At 73.3% G+C, this 21337-nt stretch carries 17 protein-coding genes and 1 pseudogene; 9 read left to right on the top strand and 9 right to left on the bottom strand.

The window, feature by feature from the left end; translation table 11 throughout:
• The first annotated feature begins 116 nt into the window (after positions 1 to 116).
• Complete coding sequence (locus ACIP4Y_RS14395; protein WP_401392395.1) at positions 117 to 1586, top strand: tannase/feruloyl esterase family alpha/beta hydrolase; 1470 nt, start codon at positions 117 to 119, stop codon at positions 1584 to 1586.
• Positions 1587 to 1636: 50 nt separating this feature from the next.
• Positions 1637 to 2134 carry a hypothetical protein gene (locus tag ACIP4Y_RS14400; RefSeq protein ID WP_030339601.1) on the top strand — a complete coding sequence of 166 codons (498 nt, stop codon included), beginning with the start codon at positions 1637 to 1639 and terminating at the stop codon, positions 2132 to 2134.
• Between the two features lie 16 nt (positions 2135 to 2150).
• On the opposite strand, the gene ACIP4Y_RS14405 is transcribed toward ACIP4Y_RS14400, so the two are convergent.
• Both ACIP4Y_RS14405 and ACIP4Y_RS14410 read right to left on the bottom strand, forming a co-directional pair.
• The gene (locus ACIP4Y_RS14405) at positions 2151 to 4121 is read right to left on the bottom strand and encodes an N-acetylmuramoyl-L-alanine amidase (protein WP_401392398.1); all 1971 of its coding nucleotides are present in this window, start codon (positions 4119 to 4121) and stop codon (positions 2151 to 2153) included.
• A 264-nt stretch (positions 4122 to 4385) separates the two neighbouring features.
• Complete coding sequence (locus tag ACIP4Y_RS14410) at positions 4386 to 5534, bottom strand: aminoglycoside phosphotransferase family protein (protein ID WP_358636519.1); 1149 nt, start codon at positions 5532 to 5534, stop codon at positions 4386 to 4388.
• 289 nt (positions 5535 to 5823) lie between these two features.
• On the opposite strand from ACIP4Y_RS14410, the gene ACIP4Y_RS14415 reads away from it, so the two are divergent.
• The gene (locus tag ACIP4Y_RS14415) at positions 5824 to 7320 is read left to right on the top strand and encodes a hypothetical protein (RefSeq protein ID WP_401392401.1); all 1497 of its coding nucleotides are present in this window, start codon (positions 5824 to 5826) and stop codon (positions 7318 to 7320) included.
• A gap of 38 nt (positions 7321 to 7358) precedes the next feature.
• Here the strand turns inward: ACIP4Y_RS14415 and ACIP4Y_RS14420 are convergent, their stop codons facing one another.
• Entirely contained in the window at positions 7359 to 8789 is a 1431-nt protein-coding gene (locus ACIP4Y_RS14420) for a PP2C family protein-serine/threonine phosphatase (protein ID WP_401392404.1), read from the bottom strand.
• A 348-nt stretch (positions 8790 to 9137) separates the two neighbouring features.
• On the opposite strand from ACIP4Y_RS14420, the gene ACIP4Y_RS14425 reads away from it, so the two are divergent.
• Positions 9138 to 9551 (top strand): SsgA family sporulation/cell division regulator, encoded by a 414-nt coding sequence (locus tag ACIP4Y_RS14425; protein ID WP_401392407.1) that lies wholly within the window; start codon positions 9138 to 9140, stop codon positions 9549 to 9551.
• Between the two features lie 76 nt (positions 9552 to 9627).
• Here ACIP4Y_RS14425 and ACIP4Y_RS14430 read toward each other — a convergent pair whose 3' ends face one another.
• Together ACIP4Y_RS14430 and ACIP4Y_RS14435 are read right to left on the bottom strand one after the other, a co-directional pair.
• The gene (locus ACIP4Y_RS14430) at positions 9628 to 10647 is read right to left on the bottom strand and encodes a Gfo/Idh/MocA family protein (protein WP_401392410.1); all 1020 of its coding nucleotides are present in this window, start codon (positions 10645 to 10647) and stop codon (positions 9628 to 9630) included.
• 92 nt (positions 10648 to 10739) lie between these two features.
• Positions 10740 to 11834 carry a chemotaxis protein gene (locus ACIP4Y_RS14435; protein WP_401392413.1) on the bottom strand — a complete coding sequence of 365 codons (1095 nt, stop codon included), beginning with the start codon at positions 11832 to 11834 and terminating at the stop codon, positions 10740 to 10742.
• A 158-nt stretch (positions 11835 to 11992) separates the two neighbouring features.
• Between ACIP4Y_RS14435 and ACIP4Y_RS14440 the strand changes: the two genes are divergently transcribed.
• A complete protein-coding gene (locus ACIP4Y_RS14440) occupies positions 11993 to 12772 on the top strand; it encodes an alpha/beta fold hydrolase (RefSeq protein ID WP_401392415.1) in 780 nt (259 codons plus the stop codon).
• Positions 12773 to 13047: 275 nt separating this feature from the next.
• A complete protein-coding gene (gene asnB, locus ACIP4Y_RS14445) occupies positions 13048 to 14889 on the top strand; it encodes an asparagine synthase (glutamine-hydrolyzing) (protein ID WP_401392418.1) in 1842 nt (613 codons plus the stop codon).
• Here the strand turns inward: asnB and ACIP4Y_RS14450 are convergent.
• Both ACIP4Y_RS14450 and ACIP4Y_RS14455 read right to left on the bottom strand, forming a co-directional pair.
• Positions 14882 to 15406: a DUF4232 domain-containing protein gene (locus ACIP4Y_RS14450; protein ID WP_401392421.1), complete on the bottom strand. Its 525-nt coding sequence runs from the start codon at positions 15404 to 15406 to the stop codon at positions 14882 to 14884. The genes asnB and ACIP4Y_RS14450 overlap by 8 nt on opposite strands.
• Positions 15407 to 15556: 150 nt before the next feature.
• Entirely contained in the window at positions 15557 to 17161 is a 1605-nt protein-coding gene (locus ACIP4Y_RS14455; protein WP_401392424.1) for an alpha/beta hydrolase, read from the bottom strand.
• A gap of 285 nt (positions 17162 to 17446) precedes the next feature.
• Between ACIP4Y_RS14455 and ACIP4Y_RS14460 the strand changes: the two genes are divergently transcribed.
• On the top strand, positions 17447 to 18121 hold the full coding sequence (locus ACIP4Y_RS14460) for a chaplin (protein ID WP_401392427.1): 675 nt from the start codon (positions 17447 to 17449) through the stop codon (positions 18119 to 18121).
• Between the two features lie 218 nt (positions 18122 to 18339).
• Entirely contained in the window at positions 18340 to 19194 is an 855-nt protein-coding gene (locus tag ACIP4Y_RS14465) for a GNAT family N-acetyltransferase (RefSeq protein WP_401392429.1), read from the top strand.
• Positions 19195 to 19227: 33 nt separating this feature from the next.
• Here the strand turns inward: ACIP4Y_RS14465 and ACIP4Y_RS14470 are convergent.
• A pseudogene (locus ACIP4Y_RS14470) lies at positions 19228 to 19590 on the bottom strand (nucleoside deaminase); the annotation flags it as partial.
• Entirely contained in the window at positions 19574 to 20860 is a 1287-nt protein-coding gene (locus ACIP4Y_RS14475; RefSeq protein WP_401392432.1) for an MFS transporter, read from the bottom strand. The pseudogene ACIP4Y_RS14470 and the gene ACIP4Y_RS14475, both read right to left, overlap by 17 nt.
• 60 nt (positions 20861 to 20920) lie before the next feature.
• Here ACIP4Y_RS14475 and ACIP4Y_RS14480 point away from each other — a divergent pair, with 60 nt between their 5' ends.
• Positions 20921 to 21301 carry a MerR family transcriptional regulator gene (locus tag ACIP4Y_RS14480; RefSeq protein ID WP_401392435.1) on the top strand — a complete coding sequence of 127 codons (381 nt, stop codon included), beginning with the start codon at positions 20921 to 20923 and terminating at the stop codon, positions 21299 to 21301.
• Positions 21302 to 21337 lie beyond the last annotated feature (36 nt).

Consider the following 21337-nt stretch of genomic DNA (forward strand, 5'->3'; position numbering starts at 1 on the left):
CCGCCATGGTGGCCGACGACCCCTAACGGACCGTCATCATGGCGGCTCCACACATGTCCGGAACCACCACACCGCCCCTAGCCTCCAGCGCGTCCCCCATCCGCCGGAGGAACCGCATGCCCCAGCACCGCACACCGCACCGCGCCCGGCGCACCGCGCTGGGCGCGCTCTCGCTCGCCGCCGTCTGCACGCTCCTGGTGACCCCGGCCACGGCGGCTCTCACCGGCCCGGGAACACCGGACGCCCACTGCGCCGGCCGCGCCCGGCTGCACGTGCCCGGCGCCGCCCGCCAGCAGACCGACTGCCTGGACGAGCTGACCACCGCCGGGACCGTGGCCTCCGGCCACACCGACCCCGCCGACTACGCGGGGCTCACCCCCAAGGACCTGTCCACACCCACCGGCGTCCCCGGCATCCAGATCGACGGCTACTTCCCGGACACCTCCGCCACCAACACCAACCACGGCTGGCACCACGACTCCCAGTTCGTCATCCGGCTGCCCGACCGCTGGAACGGCGGCCTGGTGGTCGCCGGCACCCCGGGCAACCGCGAGCAGTACGCCAACGACCGGGCGATCGCCGACTGGGTGCTCGCCCGTGGCTACGCCTACGCCGCCACCGACAAGGGCAACACCGGCACGGCCTTCCACCGCGACGGCCGCCGGCCCGGCGACGCCATCGCCGAATGGAACACCCGCCTCACCCAGCTCACCCGCGCCGCCCGCACGGTCGTCACCCAGCGCTACCACCGGCCTCCGGCCCGGACCCTCGCCACCGGGATGTCCAACGGTGGCTACCTGGTGCGCTGGCAGCTGGAGCACCATCCGGAGCTGTACGACGGCGGAGTCGACTGGGAGGGCACCCTCTGGCGCCCGGACGGCCCGAACCCGCTCACCTCCCTGCCGGCCGCCCTGCGCCACTACCCCGCCTACGCCGACGGCGGACCCGCAGCCGCCGAGGCCGCGGCGGCCCTGCACCGGGCCGGCTTCCCGGCCGGCTCCGAGTTCCTGTGGCCGTACCACCACCAGGTCTACTGGGACCTCACCCAGCGCATCTACCGGGAGGAACTCGACCCCGGCTACGACGGCGCCACCGAGGCCGGCACCCCGTACTGCGCCTCCGGCAGCCCCGCCTGCGACGCCGACTACGACTACGCGGCCCGGCCCGCCGCCGTCCACCGGGCGGTCGGCCGCATCGCCCTGACCGGACGCATCGGCAAGCCCCTGATCACCCTCCAGGGCACCCTCGACGTACTGCTGCCGATCAGCCAGGACGCCGACGTCTACGCCCGCATGGTCCACGAGGCCGGCCGCGGCTCCCTGCTGCGCTCCTACCGCATCGAGGACGGCACCCACACCGACGCCCTGGCCGACGCCTTCCCCGACCGGCTCCGCCCGATGGTGCCCTGCCACCGCTCGGCCTTCGAGGCCCTGGAACGCTGGATCACGGGGGACGGCGTCCCACCGGCCGGCCACACGGTCCCGCGCCCGCCCGACGCGGCCCCGGCCACCTTGCTGACCAGCTGCCCCTTGACCTCCGGGCCGGAAACGCGGGGGAGCGACCGGCCCCAACGAACCCGCGGGTGATCGACGACCCCGTCACGGCACTTCCGCCGGAGCCCACGTACCATGGCCGCATGTCGTTCCTCCGCCGCCGCAGCGCGACCCCTGCCGGACCCGACTTCGACGTGCTGGCCATGGACCCGGGCGACTGGCCGGGCAACCTCGGCGCGGGCCTGCTGCCCGCCCCCGACGGCACCTGCCAGGGCGTATTCCTGCGGTACGACCTGTTCGGCGGACGCGGCCCCGCCATGATCATCGGCAACCTCCCGGAAGGCTCCCCCGCCCGCGAGGTGGCCGAGGGAGAGATCCCGTTCGAGGTGGGCCAGCTGCTGCTGGCGCTGGAGAACGACGAGGAGGTCACCGTCGTCGGCGTCGAGGACACCCCGGTGCTCCAGGGCGACAACCTGCTCATCGTGCGCCGGCTGAAGCTCTCCGAGAGCCGGATCTCCTGCGTCCAGTTCGATCGCAGCGACGGCGTCCTGGTGACCATCGCCGCCTGGGACCGCCCGATCACCGACGACCTGTACGCCCTGCTGAAGCCGCTTCCGGCGGAGCTTTTCCAGCAGGGCTGAGGCACCCCGGGGCGGGCTAGCGGGCGGCTGCCTCGAGCGTCACGTCCGCGGCCCGGACGAACCCGACCCGGTGGCCGTACTGGATCTCGTAGTACAGGTCCTTGCCCACCACGACCCGGTGCGAGTCGGGGGTGAAGGTGACCGCGTAGTAGTACTCGCCCGGCACCTCGTCACCCACCACGTACTTCTGCCCGGCGGGGATCGTGTAGGGGAGCGGCACCACCGACTGGGCGGGTACGTCCGCCGGGTAGGCCTCCTTCTCCGGGTAGGCCCGGCCGTACACCGGGACGCTCGCCAGGCCGTCCCGCGGCCTCACCACGAGGCCCTTCGCCGGTACGGCCGTCGGCTCCTTCACCGGGTTCCGGAACCAGGCCTTCTGGCCCAGGTACCAGATGGCCGTCCAGTCGCCCCAGCGGTCGGCCACCGCGAAACTCTGGCCGGTGGAGACCCGTGAGGACAGATCGTTCACCCCGTCCGTCGGGTCCGTCTTCAGACCGATGTCCTTGATCAGCGGGGCGGTCACATCGTGGTCCGTGTACAGCCGCACCTCGCTGGAGCCGTGCGCCGTGCACGGCTCGCCCTTGGTGGTACAGCCGGTGTACACGGGCTGGTTCGAGGCGTAGTCCGGCAGGATCGTCAGCACGCCCGAGTGCCGCCCGGCCGTGCGCCGCAACGGCTGTCCCAGCAGCTGGAAGTAGTGCCGCCAGTCCCAGTACGGCCCCGGGTCCGTGTGCATCCCCGGGACGGTGGACGCGGTCGGCCCGGGCACGTTGTCGTGGCCCAGGATGTGCTGCCGGTCCAGCGGGATGTCGTACGTCCTGGCCAGGTACCGCACCAGCCGCGCCGAGGACCGGTACATCGCCTCCGTGTACCAGGCGTCCGGCGAGGCGAGGAAGCCCTCGTGCTCGATGCCGATCGACTTGGCGTTGACGTACCAGTTGCCCGCGTGCCAGGCCACGTCCTTCGCCTTGACGTGCTGGGCGATCAGACCGTCGGTGGAGCGAATCGTGTAGTTCCACGACACATAAGTGGGGTCCTGGATCAGGTTCATGACCCCGTCCCAGGCGCCCTCCGTGTCATGGATGACGATGTACCTGATGCTCTGCGACGCCGGACGGTCGCCGAGATCGTGGTTGCCGTAGTCGTTGTCGCCGAACTCCGCGTAGGGTGCCGGGACCGACTCGCAGGAGACCGACCTCGGGCACTCGGTGCCGTCCGTCGGCAGCGTGCGCAGACCGGCCCGCTGCAGCTGGGCGGTGTCGGCGGTCAGCCGCGGCTGCGCGGCCAGGGTCACCAGCTGGCCGTCGTCCGTGGTGCGCTCCTCACCCGTGCGCAGCACGTCGTACACCTCGTCGGCGTACGCGGCGGCCGTCGCCGTGTCGTCGGCGCCGGAGAACCGCGCCACCGCCCCGTACCACTGCGCCGGGTCGGCGCTGAGCGGTTCGCCCAGCTCCTTCTGTGCGGCGGCGAGCAGAGCGGCACCGCCGGCCACGTTCGCCGCCGGGTCGGTGCGGAGTTCCTCGGCCGGGAGGCCGGTCAGCTGCGCGGCCTTCGGCAGTGTCCTCAGCCGGGCCGGGACCGCCGGCTCGGCCGGCACCTCGACGGCGGGGTGCAGGGCCGCACGGGCGGTGTCACCGCGGGCGTCCTCCGTACCCTCCGCGAAGTGCTCCGCGACGGCGATCGCGGTCCGGGCGTCGGTGAGGTGCATCGGGCCGTAGCCGCCGGTCACACTCGGCGCGCCGGCGTGCCGGTCCCAGCGGGACTGGAGGTAGGAGACGGCCAGCAGAACGCTCTGCGGCACGTGGTAGTCGGCCGCCGCGCCGGCGAACGCCTGTTGCAGCCGGTGCGTGGCGGAGTCCGTGGCGGTGGAGGCCGGGGCCGCGCCGAGCAGGGGCAGCAGCAGGGCCACGGAGGCGAGCGGGACGGCGGTCCGCCGCAGACGTCTGTGGCCGGGTGTGGACGTGGGGTCGGTGGCGGATCCTCGCAATGCGGCCTCCTGTGACGGGCGGAGCGTGGCGGGGCGTGCGGCGCCAGAGCTGGGTCAGTGGTACCGGCTGGCCGACGATCCGTCAATGATGCCGCCAGGCAGGCGACTTCCCACGTCACGGAGGGTTTTCGGCGAGTTTCGCGGCGGCGGTGCGCGGGCCTGCGGAGCGTCACTGGCATACACCAGTGGGCGTCGACGCCCCGGCCCACAGGAAGGTCCGCGGTGCGCCGCCGCTCAGGGCGCACCGCGGAGCCGTCGTCCCCGTCAGCGAGTGCCGACCGCCGCACGGACGGCCCGGCGGGCCATCTGGCAGTCGTCGTGCAGCCGCCTGAGCAGCAGCCGCTGTTCCTCGCCGGACGGCGCAGCACCCGGGTGGGCCGTGCCCGGGGCCGCCGGGGCCACCTCGTGCATCGAACGCTGCACGGCCGTCTCGTACGTACGGATCTCCCGGGTCAGCAGCAGCATCAGGTTCACCAGGAAGGCGTCCCGGGAGGCCGGACCCGCCGACTGGGCGATCTGGCTGATCTGCCGCCGGGCCGCCGGAGCGGCGTCCCCGAGGACCAGCCACAGCGTCGCCAGGTCGTACCCCGGCAGATACCAGCCCGCGTGCTCCCAGTCCACCAGCACTGGACCGGCCGGGGACAGCAGGATGTTCGAGAGCAGGGCATCGCCGTGGCAGAACTGGAGCATGCCGTGCCGGCCCACCTCGTGCGCGATGCCGTGCAGCAGCTTCTGCAGGTCGCCGAGGTCTCGGTCGGTGAGCAGTCCCAGCTCGTGGTACCGGGAGATCCGGGCCGCGTAGTCCAGCGGCATGTCGAACGTGCCCGCCGGGGGGCGCCAGGCGTTCACCCGGCAGATCGCGCCGAGCGCGGCCCGGATGTCCGCGCGGGGCGGCGCCTCCGTGGGGTGCCGCTGGAACGCCGCCGTCCGGCCCGGCATCCGCTCGATCACCAGCGTGCAGTTGTCCGGGTCCGCCGCGATCAGCCTCGGCACCCGGACCGGCGGCCGGTGCCGGACGAACGAACGGTATGCGGCTATTTCCTGGCGGCTCCGCTCCGCCCAGGCGGGCGAGTGGTCCAGGAGACACTTCGCGACGGCCGTGTTGCGCCCCGTCGTCCCCACGAGGAGGACGGACCGTCCGCTGCGCCGCAGGACCTGCACCGGGGCGAACTCCGGGCAGATCCGGTGCACCGCGGCGAGCGCGGTGCGCAGTTGCGCACCCTGGGGGCCGGACAGGTCGAGTCTCCCGCTGAGCGGTTGGGTCCCGGGTTGACCCGGGATCCGCCGGGGCCGGCCCGCGCCCAGCACGGGACTCCCCGGACGCGCCGCCGGATCGAGGTACGGCCCGCCGCCCGCCGGGCGGGGTCGCAGCGGCCGGGGCGGGGCGGACACGGAGGACGATGCTGCGTACATGGGAGATACAGATCCCTTCGTGTGCCTGCGGTGCCTGCCTGTGCGTCTCACGCTCAACCCGGCCCGGCCGCCCGGACACACCCTGGGGAATGTGCCCGGCATATGCCGTCGTGCTGCCGTCACGCGCCCTCGGGAGGAGGGCGGCGACCGGGTCGGGGTGGCGCGTTCCTACCTGACACCCGATGACCAGTGGCACACCATCTGGCGGACCCTGGCGAACCGTGGCGAATAGTCGCCCGGCAACCTCCACCGGGCTACTGTCAACTCAGCCGAGAACCTGGGGGCTTACGTGAGCGGACAACCCAACACCCGACTTGCGGACCTGTTCGGCCTGGCCGGCTGGTCGAAGGGCGAACTCGCGAGACTGGTCAACCGGCAGGCGGCGGCCATGGGCCACCCCCAGCTGGCGACCGACACCTCCCGGGTGCGGCGGTGGATCGACATGGGAGAGATCCCGCGCGATCCGGTACCGCGGGTGCTGGCGGCTCTGTTCACCGAGCGACTCGGCCGTGTCGTGACCATCGAGGACCTCGGTCTGGTACGGCACGGGCGTGCAGGCAAACGGCAGGTCGACGGGATCGAGGAACATCCCGAAGGTGTGCCGTGGGCGCCCGAACGGACCGCCGCGGTCCTCACCGAATTCACGGGAATGGACCTCATGCTCAACCGACGCGGCTTGGTGGGCGCGGGTGCCGCGCTCGCCGCGGGATCCACACTCAGCAGTGCCATGTACGACTGGCTGCACACCGACCCGACCCTGAAGGCCGACGCCCCCGTCCTCGACGACCCCCTGCACGCCGACCCCGCCGGTTTCGACCGCTACGAGGCCGCTCCCATCGGGTCGCAGGAGATCGAGGAACTGGAGCGCTCGGTCGAGGTGTTCCGCGCCTGGGACGCGGCCCGTGGCGGCGGGCTGCAGCGCAAGGCGGTCGTGGGACAGCTCAACGAGGTGGGCGGCATGCTCGCCTACCACCATCCCGCCCATCTCCAGCGGCGTTTGTGGGGCGTCGCCGCCAACCTGGCCGTCCTCGCGGGCTGGATGTCGCACGACGTCGGCCTGGAGCCCACGGCACAGAAGTACTTCGTCATCGCCGCCCACGCCGCGAGAGAGGGCGGGGACCGGCCCCGCGCCGGTGAGGCGCTGTCCCGGGCGGCCCGGCAGATGGTCCACCTCGGCCGGCCCGACGACGCCCTGGACCTGATGAAGCTCGCCCAGTCCGGCGCCGGCGACCGCCTGCAGCCGCGCACGAAGGCCATGTTCCACACCATCGAGGCCTGGGCGCAGGCGTCGATGGGCAAGGGCCAGGCCATGCGCCGCACGCTCGGGCAGGCGGAGGACCTCTTCGTCTCCGACCGCCAGGACGTGGAACCGCCGGACTGGATGCAGACCTTCAAGGACGAGGACCTGTACGGCATGCAGGCCCTCGCCTACCGCACGCTCGCGGAGTTCGACCCGGATGCGGCCGCGCACGCCCAGTACTACGCGGAGAAGGCCCTCGCCCTGCGCGTCGACGGACGGGAGCGGTCGAAGATCTTCGACCATCTCTCCATGGCCTCGGCCTGCTTCATCGCCGACGACCCCGAACAGGCCGACCGCTACGCACGGCTGGCCCTGATGTCGATGGGCTCGAACTCCTCCCGGCGCACCTGGGACCGGCTGCGGCAGATGTACCGGCTGACCGCGGAGTACGCCGGCTACCCGAAGATCCACCAGTTGCGGGAGGAGATCAGGCTCGCCCTGCCCAAGCCGAGGGGCAAGGCGGAGGGCAGCAGCGCACAGGCATAGGGGGCCTGTGCGCTGCCCGACCCGACGGGTCGGTCATGTCATGCGGTGACCTTGGCGACGAGCACGCACGCGTCGTCCTCGCGCCCGGCTCCGCCGAACTCCTCCACGATGGTGCGCACACAGTCCTGCGCGGTGCGCGCCGCGCCGAACCGTGGGGCGAGACCGAGCAGCCGGTCCGCTGCCGCCGTCCTGCTGTGGCCCGACATCAGTCCGTCGGTGTGCAGGAGGAGCAGGTCGCCCGGTTCCAGGGTGACGACGGACTGTCCGTAGACGGCGCCCGAGGAGGCGCCGAGGAGGACGCCGTCCGGTGCGTTCAGCACGCACCCCGTCCCGTCGCGGTACAGCAGCGGGGCGGGGTGTCCTGCCTGCGCCCAGACCAGCGTGCGGGTTTCGGGCCGGTAGCGGCAGCAGACGGCGCTGCCGAGGGCGGGCTGCACGGTGGTGTCCAGTAACCGGTTGAGCATGGTGAGCAGGTGACCGGGGTCCGTGCCGGCCATCGCCATGCCGCGTACGGCGCCGAGCAGCATCGCCATGCCGGAGGCGACGGACACACCCTGTCCGGTCAGGTCGCCGACGCTCAGCAGGGTCTGGCCGTCGGACAGTTCCAGCGCGTCGTACCAGTCGCCACCGATCAGGCTGGGGGTCGCGGCCGGCAGGCGGTGGGCCGCCAGGTCCAGGGCCACCGGTCCCTGGTGCGGGAGCCGCAGGGAGCCGCGCCATGGCGGTAGCACGGCTTCCTGCAGCTCTGCCGCGATCCGGTGCTCGGTCTGCTCCCGCCGGCGCTCGCGGTGCAGCGAGTCACGGGTCTCGCGCACCGTCCGCTGACTGCGGCGCAGTTCGCTGACGTCGCGCAGCACGGCCCACATGGAGGTCGTGCCGCCGTCGGCGCCGAGCACGGGTTCGCCCATCATGTGCACGGTCCGCACGGAGGAGTCGGGCCGTACGACGCGGAACTCGCCGTCGATCGGCTTGGCGTCGACCAGGCAGTCCGTCACCATCGCGGTGAGTTCCGGCCGGTCCTCCTCGAGGACCAGGCTGGGCAGCTCGTCCAGGGTGAGGGCGGGGCGGGCCGGGTCGAGGCCGAGGATCTGGTACAGCTCCCCGGACCAGGTGGCCTCGTCGGTCAGCAGGTTCCACTCCGCGCTGCCCACGCGGCTGAGCAGCGAACCGCCCGGGGCGGCAGCCGGGGCGGGCCGGCCGGCGGGCGGTTCGGCGGGCTCGGCCGGGGCGGGGGAGGGGCCGTCCCGCAGTTGCGCCAAGTGGGCGTCGAGATCGTCCAGTTGGTGCAGGGCGAGGTCGCACAGGGCGCGCTGCCAGCGTTCCTCGGGGTCCGCACCGTCAATCCGGGTGTCCCGCCGTACGGCGTCCACGTCACCCTTGAGCCGCCGCGCCTGCGTTATCAGCGCTTCGACCGATCCGCGCCCGGGCGGCTGGGCGGCTGGGCGGTCCGCGGAGACTGGGGACGGCATGACGCACTCCGATGGGATACGGGACGGCGGGGACGACGGGGGGACCGCTACGACTGTGGCACAGCCCGCGACGCGCTGTAAGGGATTTGGCAACACACGATACGGTGGTGCTTCCGGCATATGCCAGAGTCTTCCCGGAGTGTTCCGCGAGTACGAATGACGTACGCGCCGCAGCGGTCAAGTCGTAGTGCGATTACGCGAGTTGACGCAGACGAGCGTCTCTCGTCCGGGCGTTCAAGCGCGTGTTCGACGCTCCTGTGTTCCATAGCGCCGCGGAGCGGCCGGTACCTGCCGAACTCTGACCGGAATTGACGGCATGCGACAGGGCCGCGCGGACTCCTTAAGGGCATGGACACCACCGTCGAACAGCTCGCCGAAGCCCGGCTCATCACCGCCGAGGACCGGGAGGTCCCGGTGCCGGCCACCCTGCGCTACACCGCCGACGACCCCCTCGCCGTGTTCGTCGACTTCCCGGCGGAGGCCGCGCTGCACGGCGAGGAGGTGACCTGGACCTTCGCGCGCACCCTGCTCGACCAGGGACTGCGGGCCCCCGCCGGCCACGGGGACGTGCAGATATGGCCGTACGGCCGGACCGGGACGGTCCTGGAGTTCCACTCGCCGCACGGCATGGCCCTGCTGCTCTTCCAGGCCTCGGCGCTGCGGCGTTTCCTGGTGCGGACCTACACGGTGGTGGCGAGCGGACAGGAGGACGTGGCGGGCGTGGTGGAGCGGGGGCTGAGCACGCTGTTCGGCGGGGTGTGACGGCGCACCGGGCTCGCGCAGGCCCGCGCTCCCCCTCGGGACGGCCAACTCGGTTTCCCTCGGGTGCCCCTCGCCGTCACCGTCCGGCGTACAGGGCGGGCCGCGGGGCCAGGTCCACGGCCACCCGGCCGCCGGTCTCCAGCGACCGGACCCCCGCCTCGGCGACCACGGACGCCGCGTAGCCGTCCCAGGCGTCCGGGCCGGTGACCTCGCCGCGCCGGGTCGCGTCGACCCAGGCCTGTACCTCGCGGTCGTAGGCGTCGGCGAAGCGGACGAGATAGTCCTGGGCCACCTCCTCGCGGGCGCCGCCCCCGGTGGTGACCACCATGCCGCGCTCGTCGCCGATCCGGGCGCTGCCCGCCTCGCACACGGCCTCGCAGCGCACCTGGTAGCCGAAGCCGCAGTTCACGAAGACCTCCACGTCCACCAGGGCGCCCCGCTCGGTCTCGAACAGCACGAACTGCGGGTCGAGCAGGCCCTCGGGCGCACCGGCGGACGGCGCGGGCCGCAGCACGGTGACCGCCGTCAGCTCCTGCCCGAGCAGCCAGCGGGCGGCGTCGATCTCGTGCGAGACCGAGCTGTTGATCAGCATGGCGCTGGTGAAGCCGGCGGGGGAGGAGACGTTGCGGTGCGTGCAGTGCAGCATCAGGGGCCGGCCCAGGCTGCCCCCGTCCAGCAGGGCCTTCAGGCGCCGGTACCCGGCGTCGTAGCGGCGCATGAAGCCGATCTGGGCCAGCCGGCGGCCGGTCCCCGCCTCGGCCTCCACGACCCGCAGGGCACCGGTGGAGTCCGGCACCATGGGCTTCTCGCACAGCACCGGCAGCCGGCGGGCGAAGGTGGCGAGCAGTGCCTCCTCGTGCGCGGGGCCGGGGGAGGCGATGAGGACCGCCGCCACGCCGGGCGCGTCGAGCGCGGCCACCGGGTCGGTGTGGACGGTGACCCCGTCGAGACCGGCCACGGCCGCCTCGGCGCGTGCGCGGTCGGGGTCGGCCACCGCCGCGACCCTGGCTCCGCTGATCACCTGGTCGAGCCGACGTATGTGATCGGCCCCCATGTGTCCGGCACCCAGTACCGCCACACCCAGCAGGTCACCCATGCGCGTGCTCCCTACGCCGACGATCACGCGTAGCGTACGCCGACGCAGGAGCGCCGCTTTCCGGTGTTTCTCCCGGGGTCGGTACCGCGGGGTCAGTACCGCAGCACCCCGGCGATGCCGTCGGCGTCGCCGAGCGTGCCGTCGGGTACGAAGCGGACCTCGGCGCCGGTCTGCAGGCACTGCTCGACGATCTCGTCCACGATGTCGTCGCGGGCGTCCAGGTCCCCGGGCTCGGCCGGCACCAGGTGCTCGCCGAGATCGCGGACGGTAGCCCTGAAGTCCTCCTCCACGGCCAGCAGCCGGACCCGGCCCTCGCGGGCGCTCTGCCACAGCTCGTCCAGCCCGGCCGCGTACGTCCGGTGACCGCGCGCCGAGGTCAGCTCCCGGACCACGGCCGTGGTGTCCTTGCGGGACTCCGCCTCCAGCACCGGCCGCAGCGCCTGCCAGACGGCCTCCGGACCGGCGTGCGCGAGACCGCCGTGCGGGACGTGGACGGCGGACTTGGCGACGCTGCCGACCTCGTCCAGCAGGGACAGCGCCGCCTGCTCGCCGGTGACGTACAGCGGCCGGGGCTGATCGCGCAGGACCGTGCTCATGACGGTGTCCGCCTCGCGCAGGAACTGGCGGGTGCCCTCGTCGCTGAAGGTGCTCGGCAGGCCGCCCGTGCGCATCTGCCGCTCGGGGTCGAAGTTCTCCTGCCGGCGCTCCAGCGGGAAGCCGCCCGAGCGGTCCTGCACGACACGGTCCTCACCGCCGCTCCACAGCGTGACGTGGTCGGCGGAGACCGACAGCACCCAGAAGGGCCGCTCGGCGGCCTGTGCGGCCACCAGGTTGCGGGTGAGGAAGGTGTCGGACAGCACCACACGCTCGGGGACGGCGCGCGCCAGGGACCACACCTGGTGCTCGCCGGGGGCGGCGAAGATGACCAGGCCGTCCTCGGCATGTGCCAGGTCCACTTCCGCCAGCGCCCGGTCGAGCTGCGCGACGACCTCGTTGCGCCGCTCACGGGTGACGGCGGGATCGGCCTCCAGACGTCGGCGGGCCTCGGTGACCACGTTGCGCAGCCGGACGGGATCCTGGCCGTTCTCGGGTTCCCGGCGGTGCGTCGGGGTCAGCACGGACACCGCGGGATACGGGCGCGGGCGCCGCAGTTCGGCAAGGGTCGCGGGACTCAGTGCGTGCTCCATGACAGCACGATAGGTCCGATTCACGAGTACGGCATTCGGGGTAATCCGGACCGCAAGCCGCCGCGGATCTCCCGGGCGGGAAACGGTGACGCGGTGGCCCGCGGCCGGATACCGTACCGGCCGGTAACCGGATCGCAGCGCAACCCCAGGAGGCCTCCATGCCGCAGCTCGAAGTCGACGGAGCGGCCCTGACGTACGACGACGAGGGGCCCCGCGACGCCGCGGAGGTGCCGCTGGTGCTCGTGCACGGCTGGACCGCGAACCGGCACCGCTGGGACCACCAGACGGCCCACTTCTCCGCGCGGCGCCGGGTGATCCGGCTGGACCTGCGCGGGCACGGGGAGAGCGGCGGGGCCGGGGTGCCGACCATCGCCCACCTGGCGCGGGACGTCGTCGCGCTCCTCGACCACCTGGGGGTGGAGCGGTGCGCGCTGGTGGGCCACTCGATGGGCGGGATGATCGCGCAGACCATCGCCCTCGCGCACCCGGCACGGGTGGAGCGGCTGGTGCTGGTCAACTCCATCGGCCGGATGGCCTACAGTCGCGGCCGGGGCCTGCTGATGGCGGCCTCGACCCTGGTGCCGTTCAAGCTGTTCGTGGCCGCCAACATCCAGCGGGCCTTCGCGCCCGGCTACCCGCGCGAGGAGATCCGGGCGCACATCCGTGCCTCCGCCGCCACCCCGCGCGAGGTCGTCATGACGCTCTACGGCGCGATGCGGGCCTTCGACGTCCTGGACCGGGCCGGCGAGATCTCCGTACCGACCCTGATGGTGCACGGTTACCACGACGTCCAGTTGCCGGTGCGGCAGATGCTCCGGCTGGCCAAGGCCTACCCCGACGCGGTCGTCCGCGTCCTGGACGCGGGTCACGAGCTGCCGGTGGAGAAGCCGGCCGAACTGACCGGGGCGCTCGACTCGTTTCTGACCGCGAAGCCGTAACGCACCGGTGTCTTGAGGAAGTTTTTGCTTGTGGCCGTTTCCTGTCGCCCCCGGCGCGGTAGCGCGCCTGTCCGTGGATTTTGCTGAGGCAAAACGCGGCCGAAATCGTGGGGCGGCCGGCCGTGCCGTGTTGCAGCCGCGTTGACACGCTCGAACGCCTGACGGAGGCTCCTCATATAGGTGCTCAATACAACTGGTTTGCCCGGCCGGTCCCGGCACCACGAAGCCGCTGGTGAGCAAGGGAGCGCCGGGCAGCCGGAGGCAGGAGGCAGCGCATGTGCGGCATCACCGGTTGGGTCTCCTTCGACCGCGACCTGACGGCCGAGGCCACCACCTTGCATGCGATGACCGAGACGATGGCCTGCCGGGGCCCGGACGACCGCGGCACCTGGGCCGAGGGCCCCGCCGCCCTGGGACACCGCCGGCTCGCCATCATCGACCTGCCCGGCGGCCGTCAGCCGATGTCCGTGCACACCCCCGAGGGCACGGTCGCCCTCGTCTACTCCGGTGAGACCTACAACTTCACCGAGCTGCGCCGGGAACTCGCGGACCACGGCCACCGGTTCACCACCGACTCCGACACCGAGGTCGTGCTGCACGGCTATCTGGAGTGGGGCGACGCGGTCGCCGAACGGCTCAACGGCATGTACGCGTTCGCCGTGTGGGACGGCCGGCACGGCAAGCTGGTGATGATCCGCGACCGCATGGGCATCAAGCCCTTCTACTACCACCAGACCCCGGACGGCGTGGTGTTCGGCTCCGAACCCAAGGCGATCCTCGCCAACCCGCTGGCCCGGCCCCGCGTCACGCTGGACGGCCTGCGCGAACTGTTCGTCATGGTCAAGACGCCCGGACACGCCGTCTGGGACGGCATGCGCGAGGTGGAGCCCGGCACGGTCGTCACCGTCGACCGCTCCGGTCCGTCCACCCGCGTGTACTGGCGCCTGCAGACCCGCCCGCACACCGACGACCGCGACACCACCATCGCCACCGTGCGCTCCCTCCTCGACGACATCGTGCGCCGCCAGCTGGTCGCCGACGTGCCGCGCTGCACCCTGCTCTCCGGCGGGCTCGACTCCTCCGCCATGACCGCGCTCGCCGCCCGGCAACTCGCCGAGCAGGGCGAGAAGGTGCGCAGCTTCGCCGTCGACTTCGTCGGCCAGGCAGACAACTTCGTCGCCGACGAACTGCGCGGCACCCCCGACACCCCGTTCGTCCACGATGTGGCCGAGCTCGCGGACACCGACCACCAGGACATCGTGCTCGACGCCGAGGCCCTCGCCGACCCCGCCGTACGCGCCCAGGTGATCCGGGCCCGCGACCTGCCCTCGGGCCTCGGCGACATGGACAGCTCGCTGCTGCTGCTGTTCCGCGCCATCCGGGAGAAGTCCACGGTGGCCCTGTCCGGCGAGTCCGCCGACGAGGTCTTCGGCGGCTACCTCCAGTTCTTCGACGAGGAGGCGCGGCGCGCCCACACCTTCCCGTGGCTGGCGACCATGGGCCGCCACTTCGGCGAGGACGCCGACGTGGTGCGCGCCGACCTCGCCAAGGCCCTCGACCTGGAAAGCTACGTGGCCGACGGCTACCGCACCGCCGTCGCCGGCATCGACCGGCTCGACGGCGAGAGCGACTTCGAGTACCGGATGCGGCAGATCAGCCACCTGCACCTGACCCGCTTCGTGCGCATGCTCCTCGACCGCAAGGACCGGATGAGCATGGCCGTCGGCCTGGAGGTCCGGGTGCCGTTCTGCGACCACCGGCTGGTCGAGTACGTCTACAACGCGCCGTGGGCGCTGAAGTCCTTCGACGGCCGGGAGAAGAGCCTGCTGCGGGAGGCGTCGGCGGACGTCCTGCCGCGCTCGGTGTACGACCGTGTGAAGAGCCCGTACCCGTCCACGCAGGACCCCCGGTACGCCCGCGCCCTCCAGGAGCAGGCCAAGGAACTGCTCGCCCGGCCCTCCCACCCCGTCTTCGACCTGGTCGACCGGGACCGGGTCCGGGCCGCCGCCGAGCGCGAGGCACCGGTCAGCACCCAGGCGGCCCGGCGCGGCCTGGAACGCACCCTGGACCTGGCGGGATGGCTGGACCTCTACTCGCCGGAGCTGGTCCTCAGCTGAGCCCGATGGCGCGGTCCGCGGCCGCCGCCGACTTCTGCCACCACGTCGTCACCGGCTCCCAGACCAGCACCCGCCGGCCGGTCCCGAGCTGCCCGGCGGTGAAGGAGCGGCCCCAGTGCGCGGCCGCCGCCGCCACGGTGACCGCGTCCACCCGGCGGGCCTCGGGGTCCGCCGGGTCCGCGATGGTCCGGACGTCGGCGTAGGCCGTGCCGCGCACCGCGAGCCGGTAGGTGCCGGTGCCGCCCTCCGGCACGGGCAGCGCCGCCCCGTCCAGGTCACCGAAGGTCACCGTGGGCACGCGGTCGACGACGCACGCGCGCGTGCCCCGGTTGGTGACGCTGACCCGCAGCACGGTCGGGTGGCCGGGCACGGCCTTCGCCTGCAGGGCCAGCGACTTCTCGGCGCAGCGGACGGGCCGGTCGGGGCCGGCGGCGGCCTGGCTCTGCGGCGCGGTGAGCAGCAGGGCCGCCACGGCGGCCGAGGCGGCGGGTACGGCGGTGGTGGCGCGGATGCGCATGACGATGTCCCCCTGTTGCGGTCATGTACGGGATACGGCGGCCTGGGCGCGCCTGCTGAGTGGGACGACCGGGGCGCCCGGAAGGTTGCCCCGGTTCGCGGCTGTCACCCGGTTGCGCCACTTCTGTCACCCGCCGGTTGCGTGCGGCCGTCAGCCGGTGCCGGCCGAGGTGACGCTCCCGCCGGCCGCGTCCGCCGGGCAGGAGCTGCCGCTGGCGGGCAGCGAGCCGTACAGCAGGAAGTCGTTGACCTTGCGGTGCACGCACTTGGAGGAGGAGTAGCCGGTGTGGCCCTCGCTCTTGTTGTCGAGCACCACCGCCGACGGGCCGAGCCGGCGGGCCGTCTCCTCGGTCCACCGGTACGGCGTCGCCGGGTCGCCGCGCGTGCCGATCAGCAGCATCTTCGCCGAGTGCACGTTGCGCACGTGGTCGCGGATGAAGTCGGTGCCCCGGGGCCGGCCGTAGCACATCAGCAGCTGGGTCAGCCGGTAGCGGCCGAACACCGGCGAGGCCTGGTCGTAGGCGGCCTGCAGGTCCTTGAGGTCCTTCGTGAGCCGTGCCGCGGTGGGCCGGTCGGGGTCGTCCGCGCAGTTGATCGCCATCAGCGCGGCCGGCAGGTTGTCCGCCGGGACGTCCTGCGCGTCGACCAGCCCGCCGTCGCTCCGGTGCCGGCCCGCGGACAGGCCGATGCCGCCCGTGGAGAAGGCCAGCACGCGCCGGGTGTCGCCGTCCTCGATCAGGGAACCCAGCGCACGCTCCAGCGAGGGCCACAGCTCCTTGCTGTAGAGGGCCTGCCCGATGGCACCCACCAGGTCCTGGCCGGAGAACCTGCCGCCGAAGTCCGTGGGTACCGGGTTCTCGTCGAGCGAGCGCACCAGCCGGAGCACCTCGTCGCCGGCCGCGCGCCGGTCCTGCCCGAACGGGCAGGCGAGATCCGTCGTACACCAGTCCAGGAAGTCGTCCAGCGCCGTCTGCTGCCCCTCGGCACCCGCCACCCCCTGCTCGGCCGGCGACTCGGTCAGTGTGTCGACGCCGTCGAGGGCGATCCGGCCGACCTTGCCCGGGAACTGCGCCGCGTACACCGCGCCGAGCCGGGTGCCGTAGGAGAACCCGAGGTAGTTCAGCTCGTCGTCGCCGAGTGCCTGGCGGATGACGTCCAGGTCGCGGGAGGCGTTCAGGGTGCCGATGTGGGGGAGCACCGGTCCGGAGTGCCGGGCGCACTGGTCGGCGGCCCGCCGCAATTGCTTGAGCAGCGCCTGCGGCCGGCCGAGGTCGGCGTCCTTCTCCGTCACGCCCGCGGCCACGTCGCTGCCCTCCCCGCAGCTGACGGGGGAGGACCGGCCGACACCGCGCGGGTCGAAGGAGACCACGTCGTAGCCGTTGGTCAGATCCATGAACTGTTTGCCCTCGGTGGCCAGCTCGTGGATGCCGGCGACGCCCGGGCCGCCGAAGTTCAGCAGCACCGAGCCCCGGGACGTCCCGGTGGCGCGGTAGCGGGCCAGCGCCACGTCGAGGGTGCCGGCGTGCGGGCGCGCGTAGTCGAGCGGGACGGTGACCTTCGCGCACTGGAGGTCCTTCGGCATGTCCGGGCCCCGGCAGGCGGCCCAGGCCGGCTTCTGCCGGTAGAACCGGGACAGGTCGGGCTGCGGCCGGTCGGCGGCAGCCGCGGGCAGCCCGGCTCCGAGCAGCGCCAGAACGAGAGCCGAGGCACCCGCGCAGCGCCGCACGGCGGGCCGTGTGGACAGCTTGGCCAGCATGGTCGCCTCCCGGGGCGCACGCCCGCCACGGACCGGGGGCGATGCCCTCGGATCACCATAAACGGGCCCCGGACGGCCCGCCTCCCGGCGAGCGGGGCGCCGTCCGCCGGCGTAAACTCCGCGTCCGTCATGACCCCTTGGTGATCATTCTGCGGCTTTACATCCCGTTCGATAACAGTGCCGCTCGATGGGGTGAAAGACCGATAAGCCATAACGTGGCTGGTTCGCGGGCGTTTTAAGTGGTGCGGGTACGTACCCGTGATGACGTCTGGAAGGCAGGAACCTATGAGACGGGCTACCCGAAACGGTGTGATCGCCGTCGCCGCCGCGTCCGGTGCGATGGCCGTGGCGCTGCCGGTGTCCGCCGCCTTCGCGGCCGGCGGTGCCGACGCCGACGGCGTGGCGGCCGGCTCGCCGGGGCTGGTCTCCGGCAACGGCCTCCAGTTGCCGCTGCACGTGCCGGTGAACGTCTGCGGCAACACGGTGAACGTCGTGGGATTGCTCAACCCGGCCGCGGGCAACGCGTGCGCCAACACCGGCGGCGGGAAGAGCGGCGGCGCGGGCGCGTCGACCACCTCCGGCGGGGCCACCGCGCACGGCGACACCACCGACTCGCCCGGCGTCCTCTCGGGCAACGGGGTCCAGCTCCCCGTCGACCTGCCGGTGAACGTCAGCGGCAACAGCGTCGACGTGGTCGGCATCGGCAACCCGGCCCACGGCAACCAGTCGGTCAACGGCCCTGCCGAGAGCCCCCGCCCGGCCACGAAGCCGCGGGCCCCGAAGCCGCGGGCCCCGAAGCCCCCGGCCCACCACACCGCCCCGCACACCCCGCGGACGACCACATCGACGCTGGCCCACACCGGAGCGGACGTGACGGCCCCGGCCGTCGCCGGCAGTGCCGCGCTCCTGCTCACAGGCGCGATCCTCTACCGCCGCTTCCGCCCCACCGGCCCCAGCTGACCCTCCACATGGCCCCACCGGTCGTCGGCCCGGTGGGGCCGGTCCCGCAGGAACACCGAGCCGCCGATGCCTGCGGGGCGGGGAGCGGGAGCCCGGCCGCCCCGCATCGGCTGATCTTCCCGTGGCGCGCGCTCCGTTGATCCGCAAGGATGCTGCGGGCGGTGCGGCCGAGGCCCGTGCCGTACGGCAGGCGACCCCGACGGAAACGGAGCGTACCGATGACCTCTGCGGCCCCCCAGAACCTCGTCGTCACGCAGGCCACCCTCGCCGACTGGCCGGTGATCAGCGGGTGGGCGGCGGCGGAGGGCTGGAATCCCGGGCTGTCCGACGGGCCCGCCTTCTTCGCGCAGGATCCCGAGGGGTTCTTCCTCGGCCGGATCGACGGGGAGCCGGTGTCGGCCATCTCCGTCGTCAACCACGGCCCCGACTTCGCCTTCCTCGGCTGCTACCTCGTCCGTCCCGACCTGCGCGGCCACGGACACGGCCTCACCACCTGGAAGACGGCCCTGGCCCACGCCGGCAACCGCACCGTCGGCCTGGACGGAGTCGTGGCGCAGCAGGACAACTACCGGCAGTCCGGGTTCCGGCTCGCGCACCGCACCATCCGGTTCACCGGCACCGCCCCCGAGCGCGCGAAGCCCGCCGAAGTGCGCCCCGCCGCCCCCGCCGACCTGGCCGCGCTCACCGCGTTCGACAGCGCCTGCCACCCCGCCGACCGCCCCCGCTTCCTCGCCGAGTGGCTCACCGCACCCGGCCACCGTGCCGTCGTCCGCGAGGACGGCGGGCGCCTGACCGGCTACGGCGTGATCCGCCCCGGTCACGACACCCTGCGCGTCGGTCCCCTGTTCGCGGACACCGCCGACGACGCCCGGGCCCTGTTCGACGCCCTGACGGCCGACGTGGCCGGCCGCGACGTCGCGATCGACGTGCCCGAGCCGAACGCGGCCGGCGTCGCCCTGGCCGAAGAGGCCGGACTGCGGCCCTCGTTCGAGACCGCCCGCATGTACACCGGACCGGTGCGCGCCCACGCCCGGGAGCGGGTGTTCGGCGTGACCACTCTCGAACTCGGCTGACGCTCAGGCACGTTCGGTGTGGCAGTGGCGGTGCGGCTCCCGTACCTCGAACTCGGCGAGCCATCCGGCGCGTTGGTCGGAGGAGACGATGTACACGATCCGGCCGAGCCCCACCCGGGCGTGCGCCGCCGCGCACATCGGGCAGTGCTCGCCGGAGGTGTAGACGGTCGCCGCCGCGTGCTCCCGGGGCGTCAGGTGCGCGGCCGCCCGGCAGGCCGGCTCGAACTCGGGATGCCAAGTGCGGTCGCCGTCCGCCACCCGGTTGCGGTCCTCCGCCGGCACGGTGCCGTCCCCGGCCACGAGTACCGACCCGGAGGGTTCGTCACCGGCGTCCAGCGCCTCGGCCGCCGGCTCCACGCAGCGGCGCAGACAGCGCAGTTCACCGTCCCGTACCATCGGCCCACCTCCTCACGTCATGATCTCCGGCCGGGCAGGCCGGGGCCATCGCACCCGGCCGGGCCGGCGCGTTCGCCTCCGGGGCAACGGCGGCCCGCCGGGCCGGGAAGGCGTACCGGCGCCCCGCGGCGACCGTCGCGAGCGCCAGCAGCACCGGCGGCAGCGCGGTCCAGGGCAGCGCCCCGGCGCCCGCCGCGTCCAGCGCCAGCCCGCCGGTGAGGGAGCCGGCGGCGATGCCCGCGTTGTACACCGTGGTCTGCAACGAGGTCGCCGCATCGGCGGCGGCCGGCCCCGACGCGTCGACCAGTGCGGTCTGGATCAGCGTGGGCGCCCCGCCGAAGGCCACGCCCCACAGCGCGACCGCGCCGAGCAGCAGTCCGTGCGCCCGGGCACCCAGGCCCAGAACCACCAGCACGGCCGCCACCAGCGCGAGCGCCCCGAGCAGCGTGGGCCGCGGGTGCCGGTCGACCAGCGCTCCGGTGAGCCAGATCCCGGCCACCGTGGCGGTCCCGAACACCCCGAGCAGCACGCCCGTACGGCCGTACCCGGCCTGCGCGGCGAACGGGGCGACGTACGTGTACATCGCCTGGTGCCCCAGCAGCAGGAACAGCGTCACGGACAGCACCGGGCGGATCCCGGGGCGCACGGCGAGCCGGACCAGGGGGATGCGCAAGTGCGGCGGCTCGCCCGGGAAGGCGGGCAACCGGAGCCGTACCCAGCCCACGAGCAGCACGGCGAGCACGGCGAGCGTCGCGAACGCGGCCCGCCAGCCGACCGCGCCGGCCAGCGCGGTACCCGCGGGCACCCCCAGCGCCAGGGCCAGCGTGATGCCGGCCAGGACCACCGCGATGGCCCGGCCGCGCTGCTCGGCCGGCACCATCCGGGCCGCGTAACCGGCGAGCATCGCCCACAGCATGCCGCCCATCGCCCCGGCCAGCAGCCGGGCCGCGACGGTCAGCGGATACGACGACGACAGCGCGACCAGCGCGTTGCCGGCGGCGAAGCCCAGCAGCGCGCCGCACAGCACCGGCCGCCGGGGCAGCGCGCGCAGCGCCGCGGTGACCGGGACCGCGGCCACGAAGGAGGCGGCGGCATACGCGGTGACGAGGAAGCCGATCCGGGACTCGGCCACCCCCAGCGGGGGCGCCATCGCGGGCAGCAGGCCCGCCGGGAGGAGTTCGGTCAGTACGGCGGTGAACGCGGCGCAGGACAGGGCGAGCAGCCCGGACCAGGGCAGCCGACCGCCCTTGACCTGGGAGGACAGGGTCATGCGACCATGGTCGAAGCCTCACATCAGTGTGAAGGTCAAGCGCCGATCGGGGAGGCCGGCATGCGCATCGGTGAGCTGTCCCGTCGTACGGGGGTGCCCACCCGGCTGCTGCGCTACTACGAGGAACAGCACCTGCTCCAGCCGGAACGCACCGGGAACGGCTACCGCAGCTACCCGGACTCGGCGGTCGCGCAGGTGCGGCAGCTCCGCGGCCTGCTGGACTCCGGCCTCACCACCGAGATGATCCGGGCGATCCTGCCGTACCTCTGCGGCCCCGGCCATCTCCTACCGTCCGCCGAGTCCGTACCACCGGAGACGGCCGCCCTGCTCGAGGAACACATCGACCGCATCCAGGCCCGCATCGACTGCCTCGCCCGCAACCGGGACCGGCTCACCGCCTATCTGGCGGCGGTACGGCCGGACGACCGCCGGCGCGCTTGATTCTCTTGGCCCGCCCGGCCGTTCGTGCTGAAGTGA

It is taken from the genome of Streptomyces sp. NPDC088810, from assembly GCF_044750305.1.
GTDB lineage: Bacteria > Actinomycetota > Actinomycetes > Streptomycetales > Streptomycetaceae > Streptomyces.